Below are 15,033 nucleotides of genomic sequence, written 5' to 3'. Positions count from 1 at the left end.
TCATAGTCATGTTTGTTAAAAAATGTCTTAAATACAATTAGTTTAAACAACTTCATTGATAACATTGACTCTGTTAGTCAACAAAATCAATTTTTATTTCAACTTTCACAAATGACCTGTACACAATTGAATAAATCAATAGTAATATTCAATACCGAAACATCCGAATGCCACTCAAAAAAAATAACTAATAATCAGATTACAACCTCACCACCAAACGGATTAACATCCACGAGCTTCGTGCCACCATTGGCAGTCTTCACAATAAGTGTCAGCATGGTGGCATAGAGTTTCTCATCTAATGGACATGAACACTTGACATGCAGGCGTCCGCGTTTCCGCTTAACCAGCAGTGTTGTATTATCACGCACTTTGCCGTACACGGCAACATCATGGAATGTAGCCGTCCAATAGAGTTGACGGTTATCATTAAGGAAACGAAAAAAATTCCACAACTGTGCCGTATCTTCTGCACAATTATCGTAGCCATAACTGATGCCATGCGTCATTGTCACAAACCAATCATTGCTTTTCACCGCTTCCTTGAAGTATCCTATCAAATCATTCCTTGTCGTGCTTATGCGTTTGCCGCCCCACGATGTCTGGAATGTACGCAATCCGACTCGCCCGACAGAAAGCAGGCTGTCTGCAATTTCTGTCTTTTGATTGCCCGGGAAACAGAACGTTGTGGGTCTGAGTCCGGTATGTAGCTCTATCACATCGTCATTCAATCGCGCCTGTTCCACAATTTCTTCGGGTGTCAGTTTAGTGACAGAACGATGATTGAACCCATGGTTCGACATCTCCATTCCACTGTCAGCCATTTCCTTAGCCTGCTCCCAAGAAACGGTCTTCCATTGCTTAAAGCTGCCATTGTTTATGGCAGAACCTATCAGCCAAAATGTGCCTTGCAGATTCTGTTCGCGCAATCGAGGGAAGACTTCTGTATAATGTTCCTGCAATCCGTCGTCGAATGTCAGGCTGACGGCATACTGACAGCCATGCCTCCATTTGGCAATTTCAACGGTTGCCGACTGTGCACTGCCACCCTCTGTCGCCGGCAGCTTGGCTTTGGCAGAAATTTCACCTGTAGCACCCACCAACAAAAGAAATAGAATTGCCTTCCACATAGCTATTTCAGTTTCATTATCTTGGCAAGAACCTCATACATGCCATTGCCCAAACGCTCTGCCGCAGGTGCAGTGAAATGCAGTTGGTCTCTCTGCAGTTCAGCGTCCGACATGTCCACAACATAGAAATTCTTCATGTCCTTCATCAATTTGCGTTGCGCTTCCTCAACATCCTTGTTGTACTGCTTGTTACTCCTTGCCACAGTACCACAGATAAAAGGCAGTTTGGCATATTTCTTCTTTCCCGTTTTCTGCACAAGATGCTGACGGACATACTCCACAACGCCTTTCAGATTGTCATAATAGCGCGTCCCTGCCCTACGGTCGCTCTCGCCCTGATGCCAAAGGAATGCCTTGATGTCATAACCTTCCGGCAACCGGCTCAACTGCCTGTCGATACAGAGGTCTATCTCCTCCGTGAACGATTTCAGCAGCGACTTCCCACCTGTAAGGGTCGATGTGTTCCCGGTCAGCCATTTCTCGTCCGCCGTCCAATATTTCTTGCTCGTGCTCGCACACTCCGGGTCAATGGCAGTACCGCCAAGCGACCACTTGATTACATAAAAATCACGCTGCAAAGCCTGTTCCAAACGGTAATACACCACTGCATCATACGCCCAACGCTCAGGGTTCTTGTCATGCACAATCTTCGGCCAAAACAGCTTGAAACCATCAGTGCGCAACTGCCCTCCACTGCCATAGCACCAGTGGCAGTGCTTGAAACCGTTGCTTTTTATGTACTCCAGCAACTCACTGTTCATCACCCTGCCGTCCGTGTTCGATTGCCCAGCAGTGATAATAACAGCAACAGGCTCGTTCTTTTCCTTCTTTGCCATAGTCGTAACAGAACACAACATGGCAAAAAACATTAATATGTTTCTCATTGAAATAAATTTTGAAGTCATGTGGCAAAGGTACACATTCCGTTTGTCATCTCTATGTATTTCCGTACATTTTGCATGTAAATATTGCTATCTTCACGCATAATGGCAGTAACAAATTAGAAAACTCGCCGCATTTTGTCCCTTAATACCTCGCATAAAAACGACCAAAGAAAATAATTTGCGGAATATTGCATGGTTTTTCAATTTTCAATAACTATCTGAATATCATATTATTACATTTTAAGAACAAAACAAATATACATGAAAAGCACTTTTTTTCGTCACTTTTCGGGCGTTTTTTGCCCCAAATAGCAGTGTTTTTCCTATTGGTTTGTTGTCTTAAAGATTACCTTTCCTTATGGAAAAGGCTACCTTTCGCAGTGTGCAAGGTAACCTTCCCCACTGCTGAAGGTCAGAAAAGGCTCTTTCAAGCCGTATTTTCCACATTATGATAAATAGAGCATTAGAAAACTCATGCAGTTTTTTTTGCACGTTTTTCCTCCCTCTTCCGAAATCCATAGAGAGACTAAAGCAAGCCCAAATCCTTTGCCACCTTGCATGCCTCGGTGGAGTTTGCCACACGAAGTTTCTCGATGATATTCTGCCGATGACGGTTGACCGTATGGACACTCCTATGCAGAAGCGAAGCGATTTGCTTGCTGCTTATGCCTTGCTCGATAAGGCGTAGCACCTCAATCTCCCTGTGCGAAAGAATGTCTGTACAATCATGCTCCGTCAAATCAATCGTTTCGCCTGTGACAGAATTGATGATTTCCGTGGCAGAACGCATACCGGGAGCAATATTGTAAAGGCATAATGCCATACGGACACTGCCTTTTGAGGCATTGCAAAAATAGAATATGCGGTGTCTTACCGTCACATAAGCTCCTGATTTTGAGAGCATGCGCAAATGGCTTTGAAGATAATGTTCACCTCGGATGTCTATCGGCAGGGAACTTACAAAATCAAAAAACTTCAGTTCTTCAAGGTGCTTGCGATGCAAATCGTCAGGATGAACGATTCTGAAAATCTCCTCTTCCCAGATTGTCGGTATTTGCCGCCTTGCCTTTGCAGTATCAATGGCAAGCATATTTGCCGCTTTGCCATAGTAGACATAGCTGCTGTTTGTCCTCAAATCACTCAGCACAGCTATGACATTCTCTGTCTCCGCATACGCCCTCGCAATACCGCGATAATAGTCTGCGGCATTGTCAAGCATGCTGTCCGAGAACTCCTGAGCGGACAGCTTCCGTCCTAATTGTTTCGCTGTGTCTGACATAAAAATGGTTATTTTTCGCTATTGTACAGTGGCATAAAAACAGTTACCTTTGCAAAAGAGAATGCAAACCGAACGCAATAGAATTTGTTCCAAATTGCCGAGGTGCAGCTTATCTTATGCAAAGGTAATAAAAATAAAACATTTATCCACATACATTAAAGAAAGAAATATTGCAAACCATTATGAAAAAGATTGTCACTTCACTTGCCGCAGCCATTGCTGCCATGCCTATGTCCGCGCAGTCGTTGGAGAAACTGACATGGTTCAACGAGCCAAACCAATGGTCGGTAAAGGGCAACACACTCAGTATGTTCGTCACACCGCATACGGATTATTGGCGAATCTCCCACTATGGATTCACTGTCGATGACGCCCCCTTCTGCTATGCAATGTATGGCGGAGAGTTTGAGGCGAAAGTGAAAGTCTCCGGTGACTACAAGACGCGTTTTGACCAAGCAGGAATGATGCTCCGCATTGACCATGAGAACTACATAAAGGCGGGTATTGAATATGTTGACGGAAAGTATAACCTTAGTGTTGTTGTCACTCACCGCACTTCCGACTGGAGCGTGATAACGCTGGAACGCCCTGTAAGCCATATTTGGATTAAGGCTGTACGCCGCCTTGATGCTATAGAGATTTTCTATTCGTACGATGACAAGGAGTACATCATGATGCGCAACGCATGGATGCAGGACAACCACCCGATAATGGTTGGGCTTATGGCTGCCTCTCCTGACGGTGAAGGATTTAACGCAAAATTTGAGGATTTCACAGTCAAGCACCTCCCTGATTTGCGCCGTATGCAATGGCTTGAGAGAAACAAGTGAAAACTAATAAAGAGATTTGTTACCGGACGACACCAATAGATTCAAATCTATCCTTGAACACATTCTGCTCAGATTGCGACAATCCAATCGAGGTGGCAACCTGCTTCCAAGCGGACATTGCTTCCTTCACTTTACTCACAATCTGAGCAGCAATCTTGGAAGAAAGCATGTAATCTCCACAGGATTCCAATAGGATGTCAAGGTTAGATTCTGTTGTATAAGCGTTAATAAGAAGGTTTTGTTCACGAGCTAAAGTAGGATTGAGATTGTACGCAGGCGAGAGTGTCCACCCCTTACTGGTCAACAGGAAACCATGATTGCGGAAATGGTCATCGCTATTGCCAATTGCAATATTGAAGGCAACCCTTCGGAACAGTTCTTGAAGGTTGCTTTCAACGTCACAACAGCTCTGTACAATGAAGTCAACAATGTCCAGATAACCATTGCCGGTCGAAGCGTTCTGTCCATCAGTCAATCCAAGCATTGTCATGGCAGAAGCAAAATGTACTCGCCTCCCCTCGTCTGTGCGGTCAAATCGGCGTGACAAAAGCGTGTGGTACTTGCTACCTGCCGTTATCACTCTTGTCTCTGCACAAGTAATACCTACAGCTTTAGCCATGAGGTGTGCGAAATGCTCCCAAGCTCCTACATCGTACAAATCCTTTCTTGATGGGAACTTTGCGACGTACAGCCTTTTCTTCTCATCCATAACAGAAGCCTTTGGACGAGCACCACCAAGCGAGGTTCCCGGATGAACAAGCTGCATCAGCCATTTCTTTTCAGGGAGAGTGTTCTTCTCTTCACTCAACTCAATCTCCTGACTGGCAGCTATAAGTTCCCTTATACTGGCAATAGGAGGTATCTGCAATTCGTTTGTAGCATTGATAAACTCACCTGTGGGTTCTTCCTTAAAGCGGAATCCTCCTATTCGTGAGGCATCGTCAACACCAAAAAGGTTATCCATCGATGACAATCTACGTACAGGACGCTTTTCCTCTGCTGCAAGAATCTGTTCACGACGAAGCACGAGCGTACGCCCCCAGCGGTCAGGCAAAGAGTCGGAGAAGCATCCGAAGATGTCTTTTCCTTGCTGAGTATATTGCATGCCAACATAATTATTGATGTCGTCACTCTGCAACACATCAGCATGATTCTTCAGCCAGTCCGTATCGAATCGGAAGCCATAAGTTTCCCCACCACGGATGCTATCTATGGTGAGCTCACCTACAAGTTCAATATCCTGCATCCAGTCAAAATCAGCATAAACCAAAAGCTTTCTCATTCCTTACACCTTTTTAGTGGCACGTTCACGATGTTTGAGTTGAAGGTCTTGCAACCCTCTGCCAATAGGGTCTTCCTTTCCAATGAGGAGAATATCATCGTCAAGCTGTAAAGCATACAGTACTCGAAGATAGATGCCGATACTCACTGTAGGCAAGCCTTTTTACACACGAGAAAGAGTGAGTTCGGAACAGGTAGCGCGTTCTGCCACCTGAGCCATACTCAGATTCCTTCTGAGGCGAGCCAACTTGATTTGCTCACCCACAATCTGCATCTTTTCAGTAAGTTTTCTGGGCAATTTTGTACCCATAGTATTCTTTGCCATAGGCTTGTCAACATTGATTTACGTATGCAAAATTAATGTTTTTTCTTTATTTTATGATAGGTTGATATGAATTGAATCACAGAAAGGTGCGTGTTTTAACGTTCTTTTATGGATTAAGGTATTCTAGGTAAGGAAAAATAGAAGTGGGCGAGCAAGACAATAGCAGAATCACATAGCCTGAGTTTACAAGTTCAGATTTACTACATGATATATTATTTCTTTTTCGTCTTTCCACCGGTATCCTCTATCGATGATTTTGCTTTGCTCTCTACATAACGCCTGACATCGAAGCCATGTTCAAGAGTACTCCTGAGCGTTCCTGCCTTTATGTTGTAGGACAGGAGCAGCGCATCAAGCGCATTGCCATATTGCTTCTTGACGGCTTTGTTGTTGATGGTTATGCCTGAGGCTTTTATTACAGGAGAAAGGATATCAATAACCTTGTCAAGGAAATACTTGGAGGCGGAATTTATGCGTTGCTTCAGCTGCTCATCCTTAGCATACTCGGCACCGGCACGCGTAAAAATAATGTCGTACTGCACCTTGAATTTATCAGCCACTGCCACCAACTCATTGAGGATGCGTGGCTGGGCTTCACGGATTATGTCAACAAGTCCGGGATGCGAGTTTTGAAGGTTGGTACATACAACACGCATCAGATACTCAAAGTCATACGCAAGTTTGCCAAAGGAAAACTGTTCCTGCAGCAACTGATAATAGTATTCATACCGCAGGCGTGGCAGACGCTTCTCGCTGTCGACCGATTCCGACAAGGATTCCGACACATAGTCATTGACCGTTTGGTCTGTTATGACACTCGCAGCGTCAAGCGGAGCGGACAACACCAAGCCTTCAAGCGTGCGGCAACGGGAGAGTGCTACATACACCTGTCCATGGGTGAAAGCCTGATTGGCATCTATGACCGCATGGTCAAAGGTCAGTCCCTGTGACTTATGTACGGTAATCGCCCATGCAAGGCGCAACGGATACTGCCGGAACGTACCGTCCACTTCCTCGCGTATCTCTTTGGTTTCGCCGTCAATGATGTATTTCTTGTTTTCCCACTCCTCCTGTTCCACATCTATCCTGTAGCGTCCGCCGGCTTCATTGGCGCAAGAGACGATAAGCCCGCGTGGGGAAATCTCTTCCACACGCCCTATCTTGCCATTGTAATAGCGTTTCTCTGCCGAATTGTCATTTTTAAGAAACATGACCTGTGCGCCAGCTTTCAGCACCAGACGCTCATCGGTCGGGAAGGACAACTCCGGGAAATTGCCGGTTATCTTTGCCTTGAATGTCACTGCCGGAGACGGCAAAGCATCCAGACGGCGGTCGTTGTAGCGTTGTGCCATGGCATTGTGCGTCGTCAGCCGTATCCAATTCTCGCTTTCCCTGAAACCGGGAACATAGCGCGCGTTCAATGCAGCCAAGACATCTGCCGTCACACGGTTCTCACGAATGGCGGACAGAATGGAGATGAACCGTTCGTTCTGCTGACGATAGATATGGCACAACTCTATCGTGACATACGGCAAATTCAACAATGACTGTGCACTGAAGAAATAAGGTGTGGCGTAATGCTGCGACAGAAGTTTCCATTCTTCCTCCTTTATGACAGGCGGCAACTGCTGCAAATCCCCGATAAGCAGCAGCTGCACTCCACCGAAAGGCAGCAACGGATTACGATATTTGCGGAGGACATCATCGACAGCGTCAAGCAAATCGCAGCGCACCATGGAGACCTCGTCAATGACAAGAAGGTCCATCGTGCGGATAAGATTCTTCTTTTGCTTTGACATGCTGAAATATTTCTTATCCTTCGGAGGGCGTCCCCTTCGCTTTGTGTCCGGATTGTTTGTCACACCGGGAACGAATGGTTTGAAGTCAAGCTGAAAGAAGGAATGTATTGTCTGACCGTCAGCATTCAGAGCCGCAACACCGGTAGGCGCAAGCACAACCATGCGCTTTGGCGACAGTTCACGCAAACGCCGTAGAAATGTCGTCTTGCCTGTACCTGCCTTGCCTGTCAGGAACACACTCGTCTGTGTTCCGGCAATATACTGCCATGCAAGGTTCATCTCATCATTGTGCTGTGCCATAATAATTATATAAGGTATGAGTAACTTTCTTTGTAGCTATATTCCCTAAAAGTAATGGTATCGCTCTAAGAAATAAAAGAAACCAAAGAATTTTCCGTTAAGCGAAAAAACGTGCAAAGGCGAAGCCGTTGCTTAGGATTCTTTGTGTTCTTAGAGAAATATGTCTTCAGGAAATAATATTCAAAATCTTGATTACTTACTTATAAAACAGTTACTTAAAGAAAAAGGACTCCCTCTGAACGAGAGAGTCCTTAGTGTTATATTCAGTTGGTTAGAACTGGAAATACTTCTTTGCGTTGTTGTAGCAGATGTCCTCAACCATCTGGCGCACACGCTTCTCCTCGTAGCCTGTGAAAGGAATGATGCCAGCCTCGATGTCATTGCCGAGGAGGTTGCAGAGGGTACGGCGGAAGTACTCGTGGCGTGGGTAAGAAAGGAATGAGCGGGAGTCGGTCAGCATACCCACGAAACGTGAGAGAAGGCCGAGAACAGACAGAGCGTTCATCTGCTTCTCCATGCCATCCTTCTGGTCAAGGAACCACCAGCCTGAACCGAACTGAATCTTTCCTGCCACAGAGCCATCCTGGAAATTGCCGAGCATTGTTGCGATAACCTCGTTTGCACATGGGTTGAGGTTGTAGAGAATAGTCTTAGCCAGCTTTCCTTCTGTGTTGAGCTCATCAAGGAAATGTGACATAGCCTTCGCTGTTGTGAACTCACCGATAGAGTCGAAACCTGTATCAGCACCGAGCTGCGCAAACATCTTAGAGTTGTTGTTGCGGATAGCACCATAGTGATACTGCTGTGTCCAGCCTGAAGCATAGTCCATCTCGCCCTGAGCCTTCAGGTAAGCATGCTTGTACTTGCGCTGCTCCTCAACAGTAGGAGTAGTTCCGGCAAGTGCCTTCTGCATGATAGCGTTAATCTCAGCATCTGTGTATGGCTCATCGTAGAACTCCTCGATACCATGGTCAGAGAGACGGCAGCCCATAGAGTCAAAGAAATCATGACGCTTCTGGAGAGCCTCATTGAGTGATGCAAAGTCCTTAATCTCAACTTCCGCTACCTCAGCAAGTTTCTCTATGTAAGCCTTCCATGTAGCAGCCTCAATGTTCATGCCCGCATCAGGACGCCATGTAGGAAGCATGCGTGTCTTTGCTGTCGGGTCTTCCTTCACAACCTTGTGCCACTCAAGAGAATCAGCAGGGTCATCTGTTGTGCAGACAATCTCGACATTGTAGTGCTCCATCATTCCGCGTGGGCAGAACTTAGGGTCATTCTTAATCATGTCGTTGCACTTGTCGTAGATTTCCTTCGCATTCTCAGGATTCAGAGTCTCCTCGATGCCGAAAGCTGTCTTCAGCTCAAGGTGTGTCCAATGGTAGAGAGGGTTACGGAATGTGTAAGGCACAGTCTCTGCCCACTTCTCAAACTTCTCCCAGTCGGTAGTGTCCTTGCCTGTGCAGAAACGCTCGTTGATACCGTTGGAACGCATAGCACGCCACTTGTAGTGGTCTCCCATGAGCCAAATCTGCGCGATAGAGTCAAACTTCTTGTTCTCAGCCACCATCTGTGGGATAAGGTGGCAGTGATAGTCGATAATCGGCATCTTGGCCGCATGGTTGTGATAAAGGTCTTTCGCTGTCTCAGTTTCGAGCAGGAAATCAGGATCATTGAATTTTTTCATAATTGGTTAAGGTGTTTTATTTTAAGTTTTTCAGTTGTTCTATAATAACAAATGCAAATATACTCAAATTATTCTTATCACAGGTCAATACCGCAAAAGAATTAACAAGAATTAAATTACTGAATAATCGCAAAAAGAAAGTAATATCTTAAAAAACACAAAAACATTTTGTACAAAAACAAAAAAAACATTATTTTTGTCATCATAAAGTGCTCTGTTTTATCAAATGACCTAAAATCTAACTAAAAAAATGACAAACAACAGAAACAATAAGGGAGGCAATAGCGCTTACAGGAACAATAAGAGTAATCCTGACTATGAAAAGCTAATACCTGTTCCATTTCTTGCCAATGACAAACCTGTATGGGCAAACTATCTTAATATGGCACGACAGAACATCTATATCACTCTGTGCCATATCACCCGCGTTTTGGGACTGCCGTTAACGGAAAGCAGCAATCTTGAAGCTACACTTATGCAAATTCCTGTTATAACTTTGCTGAATAAAGATAATGGAAAAGCAGAACAAAAGGAAAAAGCCATAAGAATGCTCGATAAGCATTTTCCATTCCTCACGCCTATGGTGGAAAAGTACATCATGCTGACTTGCAAAGACAGACAATCAAAAGACAAGACACCCAAGGTATATTATGAAGTATTCAGCATCATACTCCCTTTAATCAATTTGTTAAGAAACAAATACACCCACTATCGTTTGGAAGACAAGATGCTTGACAATAAAGAGAACATCATTGACAAAAGTATACTCAAAAACATGGCTATACTCTCACAATTGCTCTCTTATTGCTTCGTTGGTGCCACACGAATCACCAAAGAGCGTTTCGGTGCAAAATCCAATGCCGAAGGCGGCACCCTTAATGAAAGGGATTTCTATTTCCTCAATGGTCTTACACCACGAGAGAATCCATGGAGATATTATCAAGCTTACAAGAAGGACAAGGAGGGCAATACCATAAAAACACGAAAGCCCAACGGACAAGAGATTGCAACAAAAATGACCTATGAACGTGCAGATTTCAAATATGCCATCTACAACTTGAAGGATGCAAACGGCATGCCATTGAAGGAAAGACGCTTGACAAATGTAGGACTATTAATGCTCGTATGCTTGTTCCTTGAAAAGCGATATGCCTCTGAATTTGCAGACCAGACGGAATTCTTTACACGCCGCAACACTAAAACATACAAACCGGAACAGAGCGAGGTAACCATCATGCGTGAAATCATCAGCGTATATCGCATGAGACTGCCAAAAGAACGTATGCAAAGTACCAGAGACAACTCTGCACTCGGTCTTGACATGCTTAATGAACTGAAAAAATGTCCACGACCTTTGTTTGATACACTCAGCCCCGCTGACCAGAACCTGTTCCGTGTTGCCGTAACCGAAAATGAGAATACCCAAAATGACGAAACGATAGAAAACGGTATGATGCTAATGTTGCGCCGTACAGACCGCTTCCCATCTCTCGCACTGCGCTTCATTGATACCAACCAGGTTTTCAAATCCATACGTTTCCAAGTTCATCTGGGCAACTACAGATACAAATTCTATGAAAAAAAATGGATTGACGGTAATGATGGAAAGGACCGTGTCCGCATCCTACAAAAAGAACTTAATGGCTTCGGACGTTTGGACGAAATAGAGGTTACACGCAACAACAAATGGGGTGACCTTATACGTAAAATAGACCAACCTCGCGAAGACACTTTCGAAACTGCACCATACGTTACCGACCACCATGCTACCTACCTTTTCAATAACAACCGCATAGGATTGCTATGGAACACTCAAGACCATATAGCATTGAGCAATGGAATCTATCTGCCGTCATTGCTGGAAAAAAATAGGATTTTAAGCGAAGACGAGAAACTCAAAGACCTGAAAGACCAACACGGCAACGGCATTGCCGAATGTGTAGAGCCAATGTGCTGGCTAAGCGTCTATGACATTCCGGCAGCAATATTCCTGATTCATCTTTTGCACAAGAATGGTCAGACATTTGAAAGTGCAGGCAAAACCGTAGAGGACATAATCAAGGCAACCTATAACAATTACCAACAGTTCTTGAAAGGAATTGCCGGTGGCACTATCACATCCATGGATGACCTTCAGACGCAAGGAATAGGTATAAAGCCATGTGACATACCGGTGAAATTACGCGAATATCTGAATGGCAAACAGACAAATATCAAAGAGGATTTTGTCTATCTTGGATATGAGAGATTGCTTGATATGTATGAGCGGAACGAAAAGAGACTTGAACGATTCCAGAGGGACAATGACACCTATGGCTCAAAAGAGAATAAAATCGGAAAGAAAGCATATATCGACATACGCCCCGGTACATTGGCACGGCATATAGCGGATGATATAATGTTCTTTGTGCCAACCGACAAGAATAACAACAAAGTACGCATAACAGGACAGAACTTCAATATCATGCAAGCAGCTATCGCACAGTACACCGGCAACATTGTACAGCTGAGAACCCTCCTGCAGAAAGGTGAAATAATCAACTGTGAACGTCAGCATCCATTCATGCACAAAGTGCTGGCAACAAAGCCGTGCAGTTTTGCTGCTCTCTATACAGCATATCTCAAAGCGAAAAGAGCCTATTTGGCAAACCTGATAAAAGAATACCAAAAGGCAAGAAAGAAGACAAACGACATAAAAACACTCAAAAAACAGTTTGTCAAAGACTACAGCAAACTTGCTGCACTGAGTTTCCTCCATGTTGACAGGCAAAAGTGGGCGGAACGCAATGAGGACTATTACAAGCAGTTAGCTGAACGATATGCCACAATAGAACTTCCGCACGGCATATTCCTCAATGCCATTCATGATGCCATCATGCAATTACCCGAAAGCAAAAACATGGACATCGACAAGGAGAAAGACAATGTCTCCGGACTTATCCTTAAATACTTCAAAGCATCGGGCGATGCCTCACAACCATTTTACGGAAACAAGTTCAAACGCAACTACAAATACCTTGACATGATGGTCAAGCCGGAATGGAGCTATTCAGGCCCTCAGCCCTCGCTTGAAAAGCACTACTATTCCATAAGTGAAATGGCTAACATGCAGAAGCAATGGGGACAAACAAAGGAATTGCGTGAGAAACGTGTGGCAGTCTACGCCAAAGCAGTAGACAAGAAGACCAACCACCTTCTTGAAAAGGCAAGAGCAAAATTCGGCAATGACATAAGAAAACTGGAGCGACGCGAGAAGTCAATCCAAAGAGAATGCAATGAGGAGAAAAAGGCTGCCATTGAGAAACTGCAGCACTGCCGCACCTCATATTCTGCCAACGAACGGGAAATACGCCGCTATAAGGTGCAGGACATTCTCATCTTCCTTATGGCTATCGACCACCTGACGGCAGCAATGGGCACAAAGGGCAATTTCAGTTCCTACAAACTCCGCAACATAGGCTGCGCTTCTGAAAGCAGTGACATTCTCTCCATGCTGATGCCGTTCAGCATGACGCTGGAGATTCCATCGCTCATAAAAGACGAGCCGGCAAAGGTGATTACAATCAAGCAGGACGACCTGAAACTAAAGAACTATGGCGATTTCTTCCGTTTCATCTATGACCGCCGCATACGCACACTCTTACAGAATGTGAAAGAAAACGAATTCACCCGCCAACAGATTGAGGAAGAACTCGAATGCTACAACCGCATGCGCATCCCTGTGTTCAAACAAGTGCTGTCAACCGAAGAGAAGATATGGAAACAGCTCCCAAGCGAACAATTGCATAAAAAGGCTGATGACAAGGAACACCCTGTGAACATAGATTTCAAATACCTCATGCAGTTCGTAAACATAAAAGAAAGCAACATCGAAATCATCAAAGCCATTCGCAACGCTTTCAGCCATAACCAATACCCTACTGACAGTGCTGTCGCACGGCTTGTGTTCGACAAAAAACAGATTCCTGAACTGGCAAAGGAAATAACAAAACTGCTACATAACAAAACAAATCAGATAAACCTAAAAGACATGGAGGACAAACAATGAGACTCACAGATTCAATAACAATCCATTACATCCCGTTCCATATTGCCGAGAATGTGGACATCAGCGCCAAAATGAGAGAATCAGAACTTTGGCAGTATCACCCAATAAAGGTTGAGAACAATACGCTCTACGACCATGTGGCAGACTTCATGAACAACAAGATGCATGACGATGCTGCCAATGGCAACGGATGCGTAATCTACTCCTTGAACTCGAAATCACAGATAGCAAGCCGGCTTAACAACAAAATATTCCGCATTGACGCAAAGGGACACGACATCTCTTTCAAATTCTGTAATGACAAGAAAATGTCGTCACCAAAACTCGTGCTCTATCCGAAAATCTCCATAGGAGTCCTGACATTCGGAGTAGAAATCAACCATACCGAGAACACCATTCCGGAAGAACTTATGGAGCTGAACTATATGCTGCACAAATTAGACAAACAGGCTCCAGAAATCACAAGATTCTACGGAAACAAACAGCCGCACGAGAAGTCATTGGAGAACGACAGAATGTTCTACAAAAAAATGTCCGGACAAGAAGATGCCGTCGGCTTCACCATACCACAAATAATCAATGCCATGCTTGCTGACTTCTCCAACGATGAAACTCGCTTGGTCAACAAATCACGCACGCATCTCTTTACATACCTTCAAATAGACAAACCTGTCGACAAACAGTTTAAAGAAACTTATGTACGCATCCTCAGAGCTGAGAATGCAAACTACGCAATCACAGAGAATGACCTTGACAGCAAATATTTCACACAGACCTTTGAAAACATTTATGTCGGTTCATGCCTGGAAGGTGTGGTGATTGCCGTCTCGGCCGGAGATGACACCACCACATTTATAAAACAATACAAGTCACGTGTCCTCTTATGTTACTTCTGGATTTATTTCCTCGTCTACATCCAAAGACTGGCACTCATACACATCACATCATGCATCACATCTATCAAGCATGCCGATAAACTTTCTCTCCTCGTTGAACAATTATCAGAAATAAAACTCAATACCTATTTCCCTGACATCTCCGATTACACACAGCATAACGAATTCTACAAGCTGTGCAGCAAAAACCTGAATAACTCTGTCTATCTGGAAAGTGTGTCTGACAAAATATCATCACTCTACTATATGCTCGACAGACAGCATCAGGAGAAAGAAGAGATCCACAACAACCAACTGCGGAAAATCAACGAAGAGGAAACGGAATTCAGTAACCAGATGAACCAACGCATAGCATTGCTCACAAGCGCACAGATATGCTTTGCAGCAATGGTATTCTTTGATGTTTCCATAAACATATTTAAATTGTGCAACTTCCGCTATTCTATAGGGGAAATTATATTAATGGCATTTTGTGTCGTGCCGGTCGGATATTTCATCTACCATGCCGCAAAACTGATTTCATTGGCAAGAAAAAAGACAAAGCAGAAACGACATAAAAAATAAATAACCCACA

General features: G+C 44.3%; 9 protein-coding genes and 1 pseudogene. 3 read left to right on the top strand and 7 right to left on the bottom strand.

Features of this window, described 5'->3' with window-relative positions; translation table 11 throughout:
• Positions 1 to 194: 194 nt before the first annotated feature.
• From E5358_RS11630 to E5358_RS11620, 3 genes are all read right to left on the bottom strand, one after another.
• On the bottom strand, positions 195 to 1,130 hold the full coding sequence (locus tag E5358_RS11630; RefSeq protein ID WP_135940348.1) for a polysaccharide deacetylase family protein: 936 nt from the start codon (positions 1,128 to 1,130) through the stop codon (positions 195 to 197).
• A 2-nt stretch (positions 1,131 to 1,132) separates the two neighbouring features.
• Positions 1,133 to 1,966, bottom strand: coding sequence for a sialate O-acetylesterase (locus E5358_RS11625; RefSeq protein WP_338400499.1), 834 nt, complete (start codon positions 1,964 to 1,966; stop codon positions 1,133 to 1,135).
• Between the two features lie 574 nt (positions 1,967 to 2,540).
• Positions 2,541 to 3,293: a helix-turn-helix transcriptional regulator gene (locus E5358_RS11620; RefSeq protein ID WP_135940346.1), complete on the bottom strand. Its 753-nt coding sequence runs from the start codon at positions 3,291 to 3,293 to the stop codon at positions 2,541 to 2,543.
• A gap of 182 nt (positions 3,294 to 3,475) precedes the next feature.
• Between E5358_RS11620 and E5358_RS11615 the strand changes: the two genes are divergently transcribed.
• Positions 3,476 to 4,123 (top strand): DUF1349 domain-containing protein, encoded by a 648-nt coding sequence (locus E5358_RS11615; RefSeq protein ID WP_135940345.1) that lies wholly within the window; start codon positions 3,476 to 3,478, stop codon positions 4,121 to 4,123.
• 19 nt (positions 4,124 to 4,142) lie between these two features.
• Here the strand turns inward: E5358_RS11615 and E5358_RS11610 are convergent, their stop codons facing one another.
• From E5358_RS11610 to uxaC, 4 genes and pseudogenes are all read right to left on the bottom strand, one after another.
• Positions 4,143 to 5,405 carry a type II toxin-antitoxin system HipA family toxin gene (locus E5358_RS11610; protein WP_135940344.1) on the bottom strand — a complete coding sequence of 421 codons (1,263 nt, stop codon included), beginning with the start codon at positions 5,403 to 5,405 and terminating at the stop codon, positions 4,143 to 4,145.
• A 3-nt stretch (positions 5,406 to 5,408) separates the two neighbouring features.
• Positions 5,409 to 5,729: pseudogene (locus E5358_RS11605) on the bottom strand (helix-turn-helix domain-containing protein).
• Between the two features lie 212 nt (positions 5,730 to 5,941).
• On the bottom strand, positions 5,942 to 7,828 hold the full coding sequence (locus tag E5358_RS11600) for an ATP-dependent DNA helicase (RefSeq protein WP_135940343.1): 1,887 nt from the start codon (positions 7,826 to 7,828) through the stop codon (positions 5,942 to 5,944).
• 271 nt (positions 7,829 to 8,099) lie between these two features.
• Positions 8,100 to 9,515, bottom strand: a complete 1,416-nt coding sequence (gene uxaC, locus E5358_RS11595; RefSeq protein WP_135940342.1) for a glucuronate isomerase — start codon at positions 9,513 to 9,515, stop codon at positions 8,100 to 8,102.
• A 250-nt stretch (positions 9,516 to 9,765) separates the two neighbouring features.
• On the opposite strand from uxaC, the gene cas13b reads away from it, so the two are divergent.
• Both cas13b and E5358_RS11585 read left to right on the top strand, forming a co-directional pair.
• Positions 9,766 to 13,563, top strand: coding sequence for a type VI-B CRISPR-associated RNA-guided ribonuclease Cas13b (cas13b, locus tag E5358_RS11590; RefSeq protein ID WP_135940341.1), 3,798 nt, complete (start codon positions 9,766 to 9,768; stop codon positions 13,561 to 13,563).
• The gene (locus E5358_RS11585; protein WP_135940340.1) at positions 13,560 to 15,023 is read left to right on the top strand and encodes a hypothetical protein; all 1,464 of its coding nucleotides are present in this window, start codon (positions 13,560 to 13,562) and stop codon (positions 15,021 to 15,023) included. Before cas13b ends, E5358_RS11585 begins: the two co-directional genes overlap by 4 nt.
• Positions 15,024 to 15,033 lie beyond the last annotated feature (10 nt).

Origin of the sequence: Palleniella muris, assembly GCF_004792655.1 — a bacterium.
In the GTDB taxonomy this organism is placed as follows: Bacteria; Bacteroidota; Bacteroidia; order Bacteroidales; family Bacteroidaceae; genus Prevotella; species Prevotella muris_A.
The sequence above is the reverse complement of the archived record's forward strand: the minus strand, read 5'-3'. Positions and strand labels throughout refer to the sequence as shown.

Coding starts and splice junctions, on each gene's coding strand:
- E5358_RS11630 (WP_135940348.1), bottom strand. CDS start 1,130: ATGTGGAAGGCAATTCTATTTCTTTTGTTGGTGGGTGCTACAGGTGAA.
- E5358_RS11625 (WP_338400499.1), bottom strand. CDS start 1,966: ATGGCAAAGAAGGAAAAGAACGAGCCTGTTGCTGTTATTATCACTGCT.
- E5358_RS11620 (WP_135940346.1), bottom strand. CDS start 3,293: ATGTCAGACACAGCGAAACAATTAGGACGGAAGCTGTCCGCTCAGGAG.
- E5358_RS11615 (WP_135940345.1), top strand. CDS start 3,476: ATGAAAAAGATTGTCACTTCACTTGCCGCAGCCATTGCTGCCATGCCT.
- E5358_RS11610 (WP_135940344.1), bottom strand. CDS start 5,405: ATGAGAAAGCTTTTGGTTTATGCTGATTTTGACTGGATGCAGGATATT.
- E5358_RS11600 (WP_135940343.1), bottom strand. CDS start 7,828: ATGGCACAGCACAATGATGAGATGAACCTTGCATGGCAGTATATTGCC.
- uxaC (WP_135940342.1), bottom strand. CDS start 9,515: ATGAAAAAATTCAATGATCCTGATTTCCTGCTCGAAACTGAGACAGCG.
- cas13b (WP_135940341.1), top strand. CDS start 9,766: ATGACAAACAACAGAAACAATAAGGGAGGCAATAGCGCTTACAGGAAC.
- E5358_RS11585 (WP_135940340.1), top strand. CDS start 13,560: ATGAGACTCACAGATTCAATAACAATCCATTACATCCCGTTCCATATT.